14 protein-coding genes are annotated in these 15,540 nt (G+C 62.1%); 13 read left to right on the top strand and 1 reads right to left on the bottom strand.

The window, feature by feature from the left end:
- The first annotated feature begins 94 nt into the window (after positions 1–94).
- The 13 genes from F9Z44_RS22625 (at position 95) to F9Z44_RS22565 (ending at position 12,203) form a co-directional block, all read left to right on the top strand.
- Positions 95–403, top strand: a complete 309-nt coding sequence (locus F9Z44_RS22625; RefSeq protein ID WP_070698001.1) for an EexN family lipoprotein — start codon at positions 95–97, stop codon at positions 401–403.
- Between the two features lie 11 nt (positions 404–414).
- Positions 415–1,500 carry a type IV secretion system protein gene (locus tag F9Z44_RS22620; protein ID WP_159597451.1) on the top strand — a complete coding sequence of 362 codons (1,086 nt, stop codon included), beginning with the start codon at positions 415–417 and terminating at the stop codon, positions 1,498–1,500.
- A gap of 145 nt (positions 1,501–1,645) precedes the next feature.
- Complete coding sequence (locus F9Z44_RS22615; RefSeq protein ID WP_141762690.1) at positions 1,646–1,810, top strand: conjugal transfer protein TraI; 165 nt, start codon at positions 1,646–1,648, stop codon at positions 1,808–1,810.
- Between the two features lie 2 nt (positions 1,811–1,812).
- Positions 1,813–2,544, top strand: coding sequence for a virB8 family protein (locus F9Z44_RS22610; RefSeq protein ID WP_159597450.1), 732 nt, complete (start codon positions 1,813–1,815; stop codon positions 2,542–2,544).
- Positions 2,541–3,419, top strand: a complete 879-nt coding sequence (gene virB9, locus F9Z44_RS22605) for a P-type conjugative transfer protein VirB9 (protein WP_046532891.1) — start codon at positions 2,541–2,543, stop codon at positions 3,417–3,419. Before F9Z44_RS22610 ends, virB9 begins: the two co-directional genes overlap by 4 nt.
- Before the next feature lie 53 nt (positions 3,420–3,472).
- The gene (gene virB10 / locus F9Z44_RS22600; protein WP_442907309.1) at positions 3,473–4,552 is read left to right on the top strand and encodes a type IV secretion system protein VirB10; all 1,080 of its coding nucleotides are present in this window, start codon (positions 3,473–3,475) and stop codon (positions 4,550–4,552) included.
- Positions 4,530–5,600, top strand: coding sequence for a P-type DNA transfer ATPase VirB11 (gene virB11, locus F9Z44_RS22595; protein WP_159597449.1), 1,071 nt, complete (start codon positions 4,530–4,532; stop codon positions 5,598–5,600). The genes virB10 and virB11 overlap by 23 nt, the downstream gene beginning before the upstream one ends.
- A gap of 263 nt (positions 5,601–5,863) precedes the next feature.
- A complete protein-coding gene (locus F9Z44_RS22590; protein ID WP_236574461.1) occupies positions 5,864–8,416 on the top strand; it encodes a type IV secretory system conjugative DNA transfer family protein in 2,553 nt (850 codons plus the stop codon).
- 110 nt (positions 8,417–8,526) lie between these two features.
- Entirely contained in the window at positions 8,527–9,246 is a 720-nt protein-coding gene (locus F9Z44_RS22585; protein ID WP_159597447.1) for a KfrB domain-containing protein, read from the top strand.
- Positions 9,247–9,257: 11 nt separating this feature from the next.
- Positions 9,258–10,655, top strand: coding sequence for an LPD7 domain-containing protein (locus F9Z44_RS22580; RefSeq protein ID WP_159609101.1), 1,398 nt, complete (start codon positions 9,258–9,260; stop codon positions 10,653–10,655).
- Between the two features lie 21 nt (positions 10,656–10,676).
- On the top strand, positions 10,677–10,901 hold the full coding sequence (locus tag F9Z44_RS22575; RefSeq protein WP_070697993.1) for a hypothetical protein: 225 nt from the start codon (positions 10,677–10,679) through the stop codon (positions 10,899–10,901).
- A gap of 395 nt (positions 10,902–11,296) precedes the next feature.
- Positions 11,297–11,953, top strand: a complete 657-nt coding sequence (locus F9Z44_RS22570) for an OmpA family protein (RefSeq protein ID WP_159609100.1) — start codon at positions 11,297–11,299, stop codon at positions 11,951–11,953.
- Positions 11,954–11,966: 13 nt separating this feature from the next.
- On the top strand, positions 11,967–12,203 hold the full coding sequence (locus F9Z44_RS22565; RefSeq protein WP_159597444.1) for a TrbM/KikA/MpfK family conjugal transfer protein: 237 nt from the start codon (positions 11,967–11,969) through the stop codon (positions 12,201–12,203).
- Between the two features lie 116 nt (positions 12,204–12,319).
- Here the strand turns inward: F9Z44_RS22565 and F9Z44_RS22560 are convergent, their stop codons facing one another.
- On the bottom strand, positions 12,320–15,235 hold the full coding sequence (locus F9Z44_RS22560; RefSeq protein WP_003158660.1) for a Tn3-like element IS1071 family transposase: 2,916 nt from the start codon (positions 15,233–15,235) through the stop codon (positions 12,320–12,322).
- Between the last annotated feature and the right edge of the window lie 305 nt (positions 15,236–15,540).

The following is a 15,540-nucleotide window of genomic DNA, read 5'->3' as shown; positions in this document are numbered from 1 at the left end:
GAGGATCTCGCCGGCGTCTTGCGTCACCATCCTTTGGTGACAACTTTTCGACCTGGCCAGCTCGGCCCCGTCACCAACGATAGGAGAGTGACCGATGAAGAAAAACGTAGTGATGATGCTTGCAGCAGTCGCGGCCCTGGCCCTGGCCGGCTGCAAGGAAGACAAGCCGCAGGAGGTCGTGCAAACGGTCGAGTGGTTCAAGGAGCACAAGGCCGAGCGCGAAGCGCAGCTCGCCAAGTGCAAGTCGAACCCTGGCGAGCTGGCCGCAACGCCCAACTGCGTCAACGCCAGCCGCGCCGATTCGTCTTCGACCTGGAGCGCACGCGGCGGGGCGATCAAGGTAGCGCCTCTTTCCGCTCCGTCTTCGGCCGCTCCGGCCAAGACCGAGGGCAACAACAAATAGGACGGTGACTTATGGACCCGATGGTTTTTCAGTTCATCGGCGAGACAGTGCAGAACGCTACCAATGCGTTCGTGACACCGGCCGCCACGAACTTGATGTACGCGCTGCAAATGATCGCCATCACTGGCGTGACGCTCTACATCGTGCTGACCGGCTACGCCATCAGCACGGGCGCGATTGAGTCGCCGTTTTGGACGTTCGTCAAGCAGTGCGTGAAGATCGTCATCATCGCGGCCTTTGCGCTCACGGTGGACGGATACGCCAACGGGGTGATGGGCGCGCTCAACGGCCTGGAAACGGGCTTGGCTGACGCGATGAACACGTCGGGCGGGCCGCCCGCCGCGAACATCTATCAGGTGCTCGACCAGTCCCTGGGCAAAGGGCTGGAAATCGTCGCGCAGTGCTTCCAGAAGGCCGACGAGGCCGGCTGGAACTTCGGCGCTGTGCTCGGCTGGGCCATTGCCGGCGTGGTCGTGGCGCTCGGCACCGTCCTGGTGTCGATGCTCGGCGGCGCGGTGGTCATCGTCGCCAAGTTCTCGCTGGCGATTGTGTTCGCCCTGGGGCCGCTGTTCATCCTGGCCTTGATGTTCCCGGCCACGGCGAAGTTCTTCGATTCCTGGTTTGGGCAGGCGATGAACTACATCCTGACCATCGTCATCATGGCAATCATCATGACGTTTGCCATGCGGGCATACGACGCCTTCATCGCGGGCGCGGACTTCTCCGGTAGCGGCGACTCGAACCCGATGTTCGCGGCGCTGCAAATCGGCGCGCTGACGGGCGTCCTGGTGTGGATCATCTTGCAGGCAGGCGGCATAGCCTCCGGCCTTGCCGGTGGCGTCTCGATGGCAGCGATGGGCATTCGCCATTTGGCGATGCCCGTCACGGGTGGTCTGCGTGGTGCGAAGGGCGTCGGCAACATGGTGAACCCGATGACGACGCGCCGCGATATGCAGTCCGGGATGATGGTCACGGCTCGCCGGGCCAACCATCTGGTGGCCGGCAACACGATGTGGAACCCGGCCTATCGCCAGCATGTGATGCAGAACATGGGCAAGAACTGGGGCCGCGCCTCGGGCGGCACGGTGAAGCAGTAAGAGGCCACGGCGGCCACCAACGGCCGCCCTGTTTTCACCGAAACAGGGCGGCTTTTTTTCGTCTTCGCGCAACCAAAATAGGGCACTTTGGTTGTGAATATGGTATATTCTGGCGTGCCGATTCATTTCACTTAGGGACACCAACATGAAACGGGTATCTGTCGTTCTTCTGTTCGCCGCCGCCCTCGCGGGCTGCGCCACGAACGCGCGTCCTCCGGTCGTGCCTTCGCTCGAAGGCAAGCCGCGAGTCCAGATCAACAAGCAGGTGCCGCCCGCAGCGGCTCCAGTCAATCAACGAGAAGGGGAGTAATCATGTTCGGACGCAAGAACCGCGCGACTGAACCGGCACCGAGTGCGGAGCCGGAAAAGAGCAAGGGCGAGAAGCTGCACGAGGCGGCTTTGAATTGGGAAGCATCGCGCGTGCTCCTGGTCGAGAAGTCGGAGCGCCGCGCCTGGACGATTGCGACGTTCGCCGTGGTGTGCGTGGTGCTGCTGGTAGTCGCCATCGCCTTGATGCTGCCGCTCAAGGAAAACACGCCCTACGTCATCCGCGTGGACAACACGACGGGCGTCCCGGACATCGTGACGGCGATGGACACGAAGGGCGTTCGCTTCGATGAGGTCATGGACAAGTATTGGCTGGCCCAATACGTCCGCTCGCATGAAACCTATGACTGGTACACGCTCCAGAAGGACTACGACACCGTGGGCCTGCTGTCCTCGGCTCGCGTGGGCCAGGAATACGCCGCGCTGTTCGAGGGTAAAGACGCCCTCGATAAAAAATACGGCAACTCGGTGCGCGTGTCGGTCGAGATTGTCAGCGTCGTGCCGAATGGCAAGGGCATCGGCACCGTGCGGTTCATCAAGACGACGAAGCGCGTTGATGATCCCAACTCGCCGGGCACTGTCACCAAGTGGGTGGCAACAGTCGCCTACGAGTACCGCAATCCGTCGCTGATCCGCGAAAGCGCCCGACTGGTGAACCCCTTCGGCTTCCAGGTACTGAGCTACCGCGTCGATCCTGAAATGGGGGTCGCACAATGAAGAAGATCGCATTCGCCGTGCTGCTGGCACTCGGCGCGGCCACGGCCGCGCAGGCGGCCGACGTGCCGGTGGGGTCGCGCTACGACGGCCGCATTCAGTACGTCAACTACAACGCGGGCGATGTCGTCATCGTCCGCGCCTTGCCGGGCCTCGGTGCCCGCATCGTCTTCGCTGCCGACGAAGAAATCCTTGATGTCGCGTCGGGCTTCACCCAGGGATGGGAGTTCTCCGACCGGCGCAACATCCTGTACGTCAAGCCGAAGTCGATCAAGACCGGCAGCGGCCAGGAAGCCATCGTGATGGCTCCCGAGGCGGGGAAGTGGGACACCAACTTGATGGTGACGACGAACCGCCGCATGTACGACTTCGACTTGAAGCTGCTGCCGGGTGGTGGCAACAGCGGCAAGGCACCGCAGAACCAGCGCGTGGCCTATCGCGTCGAGTTCAAGTACCCCGAGGACGAAGCGGCAGCGCGGGCGAGGGCGGCCGACAAGGCAAAGGCGCAAGCGAAGCTCGATGAGAAGCCCGCGCCGCGCAATTGGGCCTACTCGATGCAGGTCGGCGATGCCTCCGATGGCATCGCGCCGACGATGGCCTACGACGACGGCCGTTTTACCTACCTGAAATTCCCGAACAACCGGGATTTCCCGGCCGTGTTCATCGTGGCTGCCGACAAGTCGGAAAGCCTCGTGAACACGCATGTGGACAAGGATGTGCTGGTCGTCCATCGCGTGGCCCGCGAGCTGGTCTTGCGCCTGGGGAACGCTGTCGTTGGCGTTTACAACGACAAGTACGACGTGGACGGCCTGCCGCCCACTGATGGCACGACGGTTCCCGGCGTGAAGCGCGTAATCGTTGGAGGGGATGAAGAATGAGCAACCAAACCAATCAGCAGGCCGAGCTGGAGACGTTTGACGGCGAGCGCGGCATGCCGAGCGTGAACGATCACGGGCCATCGACTGCGAAGCGTGGCCTCATCGTCGTGGTGCTGCTCCTGGTCGTTGGCCTGGGCGGCGGTGCGGCCTACTGGAAGCACAAGCAGCGCGCCGACCGCGAGGCGGACGCGCAGCAAGCCAAGGCGATGCAACTCACCAGCGCCGTGCCGGCGCGCACCTTCACCGATCCGCCCGAGCTGCCTGGAGCTGCGCCGGCCCCTGCGGCTCCGGTGCCGGTCGTTCCTGCGCCGAGTGGGGCAGGGCAGGCGAGCGCACCGCCTCTGCCGGGCGATGCGGGCGGCAGCGGCCAGCAACGGCCCGCGCCTTCGCTGGACAAGTCAGGCTCGGGCCTGATGGCTGTCGCGCAGAAGGGCGACACGGGCGCGGATGCGGGCGGCCAGCCGGGCCGCGCTGCACCGCCGCCCGAAGGTGGCGGCCTCTCGGCCCTGCTGTCTTCGACGCGCACGCCGTCGCGCAAGGCCGGGCACTTGGGCAATCGCAACTTCATCCTGGCGAAAGGCAGCTTCATCGACTGCGCGCTGCAAACGAAGCTCGATAGCACGGTGCCCGGCATGACGGCCTGCGTCGTGACGCGCAACATCTACAGCGACAACGGCAAGGTGCTGCTGGTCGAACGCGGCTCGACCATTTCGGGCGAGTACCAATCGAACATGCGTCAGGGCATGGCTCGCATCTTCGTGCTGTGGTCGCGCATCAAGACGCCGAACGGCGTGGTCATCAACCTGGATTCCCCAGGCACCGATCCGCTCGGCGGCGCGGGCCTGCCGGGCTACATTGATAACCACTTCTGGCAGCGGTTCGGCGGCGCGCTGATGCTGAGTCTGGTCGATGACGTTGCACGGTATGCCACCCAGGGCACGAACAACAACAGCGGCCAAATCAATTTCAGCAGCACGGGCGAGGCCACCCAAAACATGGCGGCGGAAGCGTTGAAGAACACCATCAACATTCCGCCAACCCTCTACAAGAATCAGGGCGAGCAAGTCGGTGTCTACATCGCCCGCGATCTGGACTTTTCGAGCGTGTACGATGTCGCAGCAACCAACCAGTGAATACCTCGCGGCCTCGCTGAACCGCGCGACTTCGGTCGATTTCCACCTTCAACCGCTCGCCACCTGGATGAGCGATCCGGCCATCACGGAAGTCTGCGTGAACCGGCCGGGTGAAGTGTGGTGCGAAAGGGCTTGCAAGTGGGAACGGCACGAAGCGCCGGCTCTCACTTACGAGCATCTGCGTTCGCTGGCGACGGCCGTCGCCAAGTTCTCATCCAACGACGTGTCGGACGTGCGGCCGATCCTCTCGGCCATCCTGCCGCAAGGCGAGCGCGTGCAAATCGTGATGCCGCCCGCGTGCGAGCAAGGAACGATTTCGGTCACGATCCGAAAGCCGTCCTTCACGGTTCGCACGCTGGATGACTACGCGAAGCAAGACTTCTTCGCTCACATTCGGCCGATCAGCGCCGAACTGAGTCCCGACGAGCTGGAGCTTTTGCAGCTCAAGGAAAAGCACGATTACGTCGGCTTCCTGCGTCGGGCCGTCCAGCTCGAAAAGGTCATCGTGGTGGCCGGCGAAACCGGCTCGGGTAAGACCACCTTCATGAAGGCGCTGATGCAGGAGATTCCCCAGGATCAACGCATCATCACGATTGAAGACGTGCCCGAGCTGTTCTTGCCGAACCATCCGAACCACGTCCATCTGTTCTACCCGTCCGAGGCGAAGGAAGAAGAAAACGCGCCCGTGACGGCGGCGGCGCTGCTCAAGAGCTGCTTGCGCATGAAGCCGACTCGCATCCTGCTGGCCGAGCTGCGCAGCGGCGAGACGTTCGACTTCATCAACGTGGCCGCCTCGGGCCACGGCGGCAGCATCACGAGCTGCCACGCCGGTTCCGCCGAACTGACGTTCGAGCGCCTGGGCTTGATGGTGCTCCAGAACCGCCAGGGCCGGACGCTTCCCTATGCGGTCATCCGTCGCCTGCTCTACATGGTGGTGGATGTCGTGGTGCATGTGCATAACGACGTGTACGGCGACTTCGGCCGCCACATCACCGAGCTGTGGTACGAGCCGAAGCTGAAACGCGCACCGGCTCCGGCTGATGCGTAGGGCGATGGTGACAGGCCCGCGCGATCGAGGAGCTGCGCCTGTCGCCAATCATGCACGCCGCCCCCTCCGGCCCCTGGCCGGGGTGGGGAAAGGCGGCAAAGCCGCTGCGGTGGTGACGAACGCATCCAACCTGGTGGATCTGTTCGTCACCATTTTGTTTTTCTGGATGGTGACGCCGGCGAGCTGGCCAGGTCGTCGGCCTGTCACCAAAGGGGATTGATATGGAAATGCCTAAGTGGGTGAAGTGGCTATTCGGGTTGGCCGTGTTCATCGCCGCGACGGTGGGCATCGTGTGGCTGTCGGGGTTTGTCTTCTTCCTGTTCAGCAAGGCGAACCCGTTCGGCAAGACCGACTTTTCGACGTGGTGGACGTACTGGCAGTTCTACCAAAACGATCCGGTCGTGGCGAAGCGCCTCACGGTGTCCATGATCGTGGCGGCGGCCGTGGGCTACGGCGTGCCCATCGTGCTGACGATTGCGGCGCTGCGCGACGTGCGGACGCTGCACGGCGAAGCCCGCTTCGCCAAGACGCCGGAGATTGCCAAGGCCGGGCTGTTCGACAAGACCGGCATCATCATCGGGAAGTGGAAGAACCGCTTCCTGATGTTCGCCGGCATGCAATTCGTGCTGCTGGCCGCGCCGACTCGCTCGGGTAAGGGCGTCGGCATCGTCATCCCGAACCTGCTCAATTGGGCCGAGTCGGTCGTGGCAATGGACGTGAAGCTGGAAAACTTCCTCATCACGTCCAAGTTCCGCAGGAAGTGGGGGCAAGAGGTCTATCTGTTCAACCCGTTCTCGATTGCCGAGGACGCCGAGGGCAACCCGCTGAACGGCAAGACGCACCGATACAACCCCCTGGGGTACATCAGCGACGATCCGCGCATGCGCGTGACGGACATCCTGGCGATTGGCTACTCGCTCTATCCGGGCGAAGGCCGCGATGCGTTTTTCGATGATGCGGCGCGAAACCTGTTCCTGGGCCTGACGCTGTACCTGTGCGAGACGCCCACGCTGCCGCGAACCATCGGGGAGCTGCTGCGCCAGTCGTCGGGCAAGGGCCAGCCGATCAAGGATCACTTGCAAGGCATCATCAACCAGCGGAACTACCGCGAGGTTGAGGAAGTGGACGAGGAAACGGGCGAGATTGCGAAGACGCTCGTTCCCGTGACCGAGTGGGACGGCGAAGGCTTGCCGCCGCTGTCGAGTGAATGCGTCGATGCGATCAACCGCTTCACGTCCACCTCGGACAACACGCTGTCGTCCATCATGGCGACGTTCAACGTGCCGTTGACGATGTGGGCCAGCCCCATCGTGGACGCGGCCACGTCGGCGAACGACTTCGACTTGCGCGACGTGCGCAAGCGGCGCATGTCGATCTACCTTGGCATTCCGGCCAACAAGCTGGCCGAGGCGAAGCTGCTCATCAACCTGTTCTACACCCAACTGGTGAACCTGAACACGAACCAGCTTCTGCACGCCACGCCCGAGCTGAAATACCAATGCTTGATCCTGGCCGACGAGTTCACCGCGCCCGGCCGGATCGGCATCATCGACAAGGCCAACAGCTACATGGCCGGCTATGGCCTGCGCCTGCTGACGATTATCCAGTCGCCGGGCCAGCTCGAAGCCGAGCCGCCGAAGGGCTACGGCCGCGAGAACGCGCGCACCTTCGTGACGAACCATGCGTGCCAGATTTTCTACACGCCACGGGAGCAACGGGACGCGAACGAGTATTCGGAAGCCCTGGGCTACATGACGGTTCACTCGAAGAACAAGAGCAACGGCCGGGGCGGCACCAGCCTTTCCGAGTCCATCGGCGAGGGTGCCGGCCAGCGCCGGGCTTTGATGCTGCCGCAGGAACTCAAGGAAATGAGCCAGCGCGAGCAAATCATCAGTCTGGAAAACACGAAGCCGATTCGCTGCGAGAAGATCGCCTACTACGCCGATCACGCTTTCATGGATCGGCTCAAGTCGGTGTCGCCTACGCTGGCGAAGCTCGGCCGCAAGCTGCCGTCGAAGAAGCAGCTTGAAGATGTGTGGGGTTCCGGCGAGCTGGCTTCGCCTGTGCCGTCGCTCGATCTGGACTTGCACGAAGCTGTCGTTCAGTCGCGTATCCGCGAGCTGACGACGGCCGATGTCGAGAAGGGCATCGACCTCCGCAAGCTGGCCCTGGACACTTCGGCGCTCAAGGTGGCGAGCGGTAGCGAAGGCATCGCGCCCGAACAGGTCGAAGACTTCGTGAACGGATTCTTCGACGCCCTGGACGCCGTGAACGAGTACGACGACGAGGAAATCGGCGACGACGGCATCGGCGAGCGGCCGAGCGACGACGAGCTGGCCGCGCTCGATGCCGAACCGGATGCCGGCGTCGATGCAGCCGCCCAGGCCGAGGCAGACGACGCGGCCGAGCTGGACAACGTGCTGGACACGGCCCTGGACGCGGATACAGCGCAGAACGCCATCGCGGTGGACGTGGACACCGACGACGACGCGAATGCCGCCCAGGACGCCCAGGAAGCGCCCCAGGCGCTGCCGGCGACGGTGGCCGAAGCCGACGACACGGCGGACGATGAAACTGTCTTGCCGGACGGCCTGGACGATCTGCCGAGCGACGACGAGCTGGCCGCAATGATGGACGCGGCCATGCCCGGCGACGACGGGATGCCGGACGAGGCGGACATGCTGGCCGCCCTCGATGCGATGGAAGAACCGCCGATGCTGGACGATGAGCCGGCACCGGAAACCGAGTCTCGCGCGCCTTTACTGGATTTAGGCGTGCTTGACAAGCCCCTGCCTTCAACGAAGAATGCTGGTTAAGGCATGAATTTGGTATGTGTCGATGAACGTCGGCAACTACCAAAACGGGCGCAGCCCAAGGGCGACTTCACCGCAAGTCGCATTTTTTGAACTCCATAGGAGCCTTCACCATGAATGACCGCACCATCCCTGCCGGCGACAACGCACCGGCCAAGCAACCCGCGAAGCAGCGCCCCCAGGTGGGCGACTACCTGATGAAGATCGAGGAAGTTCCGAAGGAAGTTCGGGACTACGCGATCAACAAACTTTCCCCGAAAGACGCTGACGGCAACCGGCTGAAAGACGACGCCGGCAAGGAAGTTCGCGCCGGTATTGCCGCTGCGAAGGAGAACGGCAGCTACTACGGCCCCGTTGTCCTGAACAACGACAAGTTCATCGTGCAGGCCGTGGGCAAGGATCGCAGCTACGCGGTAGTGCATCCGAAGGACAAGGTGGAGCTGCAAGGCTCCACGCTGGCGATGCTGGACGCGAAGAAGCAGCTCAACGGCTTCAACGTCCAGATTCACTACACGGGCGACAAGGCGAAGGCGTACCCGTTCAAGCCGAAGGAAGCGACGGCCGATCAGGCGCAGGGCCAGCAGCGCGACCAAGCGCCGAAGGCCAAGGAAGCGAAGGAGACGATGAAGCCCGAAGCGTTGCTTGCCCAGGCGCAGGAATACGCGGCCGGCAACATCAAGAACGCGAACCAGCGGGCCGCGTTCTTGAAGCACATGGAAGCCGTGACGAAGCAGGCTTTCGAGCCGCGCGAGCAAGCGGCGCAGCAGGCCGCGAAGCCGGCACCGACCAAGGCGCAGCCTGCGAAGCAGGCTGACAAGGGCATCGAACGTTAAGGGGCGCGAACATGGCTGAAATCAACAAGGGCAACGCGCCCGAAGTCGATGCGAACTTGAAGGAGCAAATCGACGGACTCAAGCAAGTGACAACCGAGCTGAACGCCTCGATGCGCAGCCCTGCTGTCGGCATCATCGAGATTGACGGCAAGCCGGCCACGGCGGTGAAGTACGAACGCGGCGAGAAGGACGGCCAGCCCGCCTACAACGTGTCGTTCACGATGGACAACAAGACCGTGGCGAAGCTCAAGGGTCTTGATGACATCGACCTGGAGAACGCAGTCGGCGAAAAAAATGCGAAGGCAATTCGTGAAGCTGAGGCCGAGAAGGGCACGCTGAAAGGCGCGGCGTTGGCGAATGAGTACGGCCTTTCTCCCGAGGAAAACGCCCGTCGCATAGCCGAAAAGGAGGATCGCAAGCAGGCCGAGTTTGACCGCATGCAACCGGACGATCCGACCGAGAAAAACGTCGTGTCGCACGAGCCGGAAAAGCTCGAAGAAATCGACGTGGACGAGGCACTGGCCCGCGTGGCGCGCATGCGAGAGGCCGAGCGTCAGCAGCGTCTTGCGGCCGAGCAAAACCAGCTCGGGCAGCAGGCCGAGGGCAAGCGCATCAAGGTTGAAAACCTGTCGGAGAAAGCCCAGGAACAAGACGACGCGAATCGCATCGCCGAGCGCACGGGTGCGGATACCGCCTACCCCGAACAGGTATCGACCGAGCGCGAGAAGAACCGGCAAGTGGAACTCATGCAGCAGGTTCACCAGCAGTTCCGCGTCTCCGGCGCGAAGTTCCATTTCAAGGATCAGCCGCAGCGCGTGGCCTTCAAGGACAAAGGCCCGCGCATGGTGTCCGCGTCGAACGATGAGCGTGTCGCGCACGCGATGGCGACGATGGCCGAGGCGAAGGGCTGGAAGACCATTCGCGTTTCCGGTCATCCTGACTTCCAGCGCGAGGTCTGGATGGAAGCGAACCTTCGCGGCATAGAGGTTCGCGGGTTCAAGCCGCAGGAGAAGGACTTGAAGGAGCTGGAAGCCCGCCGCGATCTGCGCTCGAAGAACGTAGTCGAGCATGAGGCCACGCAGACGCGCCAGGACGCGCAGAAAGGCCGCCAGGGCACGCAGCAGGACACCGGCAAGACCCAGGCCGCGCCGCAGCCTGAAAAAGCGCCTGAGCGGTCGGACAAGGCCAAGGTGGTGGCCGCCGTCGCCGCCGAAGTGCTGGCCGAGAAGGTCAAAGACCCGAAGCAGCGGGACGCGATCATGAAGGCCATCAACGAGCGGCTGGAACAGCGCGAGAAGGCCGGCAAGGTGCCCTCGGTGCCGGTGTACGACAAAGCCGCTCCGACCACGCAGCAGCAGCCCGAGCGCAGCCGGCCGCAGGTCGAGCGCAACGCCGAGCGCACCCGTTAATTCACTCTTGGAGACACGACTATGGACTTCTGGAACGAACAGGCCGACCAGCTCGAAAAGGCTCTGCTGGACAACGCGCCGGCCCTGGTGCTGCACTACATCCGCACCGCCTCGCCCGAGGCGGTCGCGGCGCTGGCTGGCGATGCACTGCCGGCCAGCGACAACACGCGGGCGTCGGTGGTCGCCACACTGGCCGCACGACTGGATCAGTCGATGCCGGCCGGCGCGTACTCGCGCAGTGCCTGAATGCAGCCTCACGACACGCTGAAACTGTCTTGGAAACGGCAAAAAGCCTTGCGCGACAAGGCTTTAGCCTACTACATATAATATAGATTATGTAAAATGACCGGCGGATTATGATAGCGCCAGTCTATTGATGGTGACGCCGCGGCCGCCTCGATGCGCGCTCGATGTCACCATTTTTTTGCCCGCCTCTTTCGTTGGTGACAGTTCCGCCGCCGGCGCCGGCGAGATCCGTCACCAATCGCCCGGACGTGGTGACACGGCCAGCCCAGCCAGGCGCGGCGGCCGTCACCATCGGCACGCTGCGCAGCTCCCGTGTGTGGTGACAAACGCATCCAACCTGGTGGATCTGTTTGTCACCAATGCCGGCACGTCGGCCGACCTGGACAGCTCGACGCATGTCGGGCAAGACAATTTCAGCGCCGCGCCTATCCTCAAACGCTACCAAGATGTATAATTTTGGTTCGCAAAAGTCACCAACTAAGGGGTTCAAAATGCGTAGATTGGTCATCATCAGTTGTGCCGCCATGCTTGCCGCGTGCTCGACGCCACCTAAACCGCCGACCGTGGACGGCACGAACCGCACGGCGGTGAATGACGCGGAAACCGCCTCCGTGCTGTCCCTCCGGGCCGATCTGGCCGAAACGAAGCAACGAGTGCGAGAACTGGAACGCCGGCCGGCCGCAGTGCCGGCCGTCGTGCATCCAGCACCGCCGCCCGCGCCGGTTTCGCACACGGTCACGGTTCACTTCCCTTTCAACTCGGCACACTTCCAGCCCACGGCGGCCCAGGAAGCCGAGCTTCTGCCGCTCCTGGCGAATGCTCGCCGGATCGAGGTCAGGGGCCGCACGGATGCCGAGCGCCCGAGTGCTGGCGATGAGCGTATCGCGCTCAAGCGCGCACAAGCCGCCATGAACTACTTGGTGGCCCGTGGAGTTCCCGCGACGAAGGTATCGGTCAACTACCTGTCGGGTGGCGACCATGTAGCGGAAGGCGGCACGGCCGTTGGCCGCGCGCAGAACCGCCGCGTGGAAATCGAGGTTTTCAACCAGTAAGGAGGAATCGACTATGAAGAAGCTCGCCCTTTTGCCGCTCGCGCTCGCGGGCATGTTCAGCGCCACGGCGGCCCAGGCCGACGATGGCCTTTTCACTGGCGACGTGCGCCTCGCGTGCGAAGCCGTCTTGTGCTTGTCTTCGGGCACGCGGCCGAGCGAGTGCGCTCCGTCGTTGAAGCGGTACTTCTCGATCAGTCACAAGAAGCTGTCGGACACGCTGAAAGGGGTCTCCTCGTTTTCAGTGCAATAAGTGACGGTACGAAAAGCTAGCACTGGCGCGGAGGTGGTGTTGGTAGATCGTTGATTTCATTGACTTTCCTGTTCACTTTCAAATCTGCGATTCGTGGCGTCAAACCGTGGTCGGTTTCATCCATTGGTGCCAGTTATCGATGCATTTGGCCGCGAAGGCAGGATTTGGTCAGCATAGCGGTCAACCGGGAAGCGAAACACACCCCGCAAGTTGATGCTCTCCAGCCTGGTGGGCGCAATCTTCCCGATCAGTTCCGGTGGAATGACCTGGCGGCGGTTCGACCAGCGATCCAGGACCGCCTGCATCTGTGAGGTATTCCACGCCATCACGATGTTGGCCATCAGGCTCAACGCATCGGCCACAGCCTGCATTTCATCGACACGTTTGGCCTGCGCCGGGCTGATCCGGCCGGTATAAATGGCGCGCTTGAGGGCGTTAACAGCCTCGCCCCGATTGAGCACCCGGCGCAACTCGTTCCTGAAAGCGTCCTTGACAAAGTAGTCAGCCAAAAACGCCGTACGCAGCAACCGCCCCAATTGCACGCCAGCCTCATAGATTGGATCGCCCTGGGCGGCAGAACCGAACCGCGCAAGAGCTGCCACCGCACTGGCATGTCCGCTCATGACCGAGGCTGCCAGGTGCACCAGACTATCCCAATGCTTTTCGATCAAAGCGACGTCGACATTGGCTTCGCACACCGCAGCGATTTCTGCGGGCACTTTGGTGCCGCGTGGCACAAAGAGGTGGCGCTGTTTGAGTTCCTTCAACCGCGGGCAAAGATCAAAACCAAGCAAACGGGCATGTGACATGGCAAAGTCGGTGTAGCCATGGGTATCCACAGCAAGCTGGCTGGTCTCCAGCTTTTCTTGGCGGATGACACCTTCAATGGCCACGCCCGCCTGGCGCTCATTGAGCACAAAGGGCTGCGCATGGAAGATGCCCCACCGGTCTTTTACATGGGAGTAGATTCCAATGGAAGGTGTGTTGCGCCGAGGATCAAGCCGGGCTTGCCACACCCGTTTGGTGGTCTCCATGGTCATCATGTCAGAAGATGCCAAATCGGACCGCCCCCAGGTGGCGGCAATCGGGTGTCGCTGCATGAATTCCAGCACAGCCTGGCAGGCCTGGCTCAGACGCCGTTCGTCCCGCGCCCAGCGCATGGCCTGGCGAATGCTGGTGGCAGACAATTGCGGAATCATGCGCGCGCATTCGACCGCAGTCAGACTGGTGCCGTGGGCCATGATGCCGGCATAGACCATCAGCAGCTCGTCGGTAGAGCGCGGCTCACGTCCGAGCATGATCCAGCTAAAGCGCACCTGGGCGTCAACGGCCAGAATCACTTCCGGCAATTGAACCTCACCGATGCGGTGATCCAAAGCCGCGCGCAGCTTGGTCACTTCTGGGTCTTCGTCCTCTGCGGGCAATGGCGACAAATGGAGTTCATCATCCACGCGCAGTACGCCACTGCGGGCTGCAGCGGCCACCGCATCGACACCGGCAGTTACTCTGGCCAGCAAAGGCTTCAAGAAAGTGGCAGCCTTGCTGGGTAACGATAGACGGGCATAGTGTTTCTTGGACTCTGCCTGCCAACGCTCGTCCGTGAAGAACAAGCGCGCACGACCCCGAAAGCTCAGGCTGTGCTCAATCCAGACCGAGCCATTGCGCACCGCGCGGCGCAGGGCAAACAGGGTGGCCACCTCCAACGCCTGAAACGCCCGTTCCCGGTCTGGGCTGGAGATCGAAACCTGCCAGATCATTCCCAGACTTGGTGCCACCACTTCAACTGGCAGCTTTCTGGATCCTTTGAGATATAAAGCTTGCAGCTTGGCAAGGTACTCGATGGCAGGATGCTCGCCGGTGGCCTGCCAGGGCAGCTTTGCAATGGCGACGAGCAACGACCGCACGGGGCGAATTCCATCAATCAATCCCTCGCGGACCAGGGAGGCCCTGCTCGGTGGTTTGCGTTTCTGGGTTTCGGTGATCAAGGCTTCAAGACGGGCACGCAACTCAGCATCTGGCACCGCACCTTGCGCGCTCAAGGCAACAAGTTCGCCGAGCAGCGTTTTGTACATTGCGGCCCAATTGACGGTAGCGGGGACATCGGCGGCAGCCTGACGCCACAGATCGGCGATCCGGCGCTGCACCATAAGGATCAACTGGTCTGTGGTGGTGAACAGGCAATACCGAAGAAAGCATGCGACCTCCACGGTGCGCGCTGGCTCTTTGATCTTGGCTCCGGCTGAGGGCGGCCTGGAGACAAGTCGGCGCGCGTAGCGGCGCAAGATGAGATCGGGGATGTCTGCCAGGTGCTTATGAACGTCCAGCGTGTAAAGCAGGTCGATGCGCTCCAGTACCTCGCTGATTTGGCGGGTTGAGTGTTTCGCCGGTGCAGCCCATAGCCAACTCTGCTGGGTTTGTCCATCTGGGCGCAGCTCTGAAACTGAGGCTCGCCAGCGATCAAGTGTTGCTGGATCAACGCTGGCGGCGATGGCGGTGCCTGTTTCAACTTCAAGCTGGGCAAGTGCCGCCGCAATCAGTGTCCGAATTGCCCGCTCGTGCACGATCACCAGCTTGTTCTTGTACAGCCATTGACGCGCCCGCACGAGTAGCTGATCGCGGTCGGCGCAGCGCGCCACTTCGTCGCGCAGTTCACGTACCAGTGAGCGGCGCTGGTGCTCGCTCATCCACTGGAATCCAAGGACCGTGCAGGCTACTTGTTGGTGATCGAATAGCGTGCGCCCGCGTTCATACATGGCTCTCAGCGAGGCGACTTCTGGTGCTGCAATGCCAAGCTCGTTGCCAAGGTGGCGCCACAAGGCTACTGGAATTACCCGAAAGGCACCGAGCAAACGCCCACTCATGCGCAGGAAACCAATATGGAGCGCCAGACCAAGCTTGTGGGAATCACCTCGGCGTGCATTGATTGCGTCGCGCTCGGCACCATCGAAGGTGAAAAATGCCTTCATCTCGAAGTCGCTGATATCGCGGGGGAGCCCACGCATCCCCAAAAACGTTGTGTGCCAACCCTGCATCGTGAACCTCAAAAGTGGGAGGCCACCATACCCGTTACAAAGCGAACAGGAAAGTCAATGAAATCAACGGTCTACCCAGACCACCCCCGCGCCAGTGCTAGCTTTGCGTACCGTCACTTATTGCACTGAAAACGAGGAGACCCCCTTATCCATTGACACTTGAGGGGCGGCCTCTTCGCGCTTTTCCTTGGCGTGACAACGGTTTACGCGCGTTTTTCGGTCATGCTAACCAGGTTTTTAACCGTCTTTATAACCTTTTTATATAACCAGGTAGTTTTAACCAGAGGCTGGCGAAAAAAACGGCA

Origin of the sequence: Hydrogenophaga sp. PBL-H3, assembly GCF_010104355.1 — a bacterium.
Taxonomy (GTDB): Bacteria; Pseudomonadota; Gammaproteobacteria; order Burkholderiales; family Burkholderiaceae_C; genus Hydrogenophaga.
This window is presented reverse-complemented; position numbering and strand designations above follow the sequence as displayed.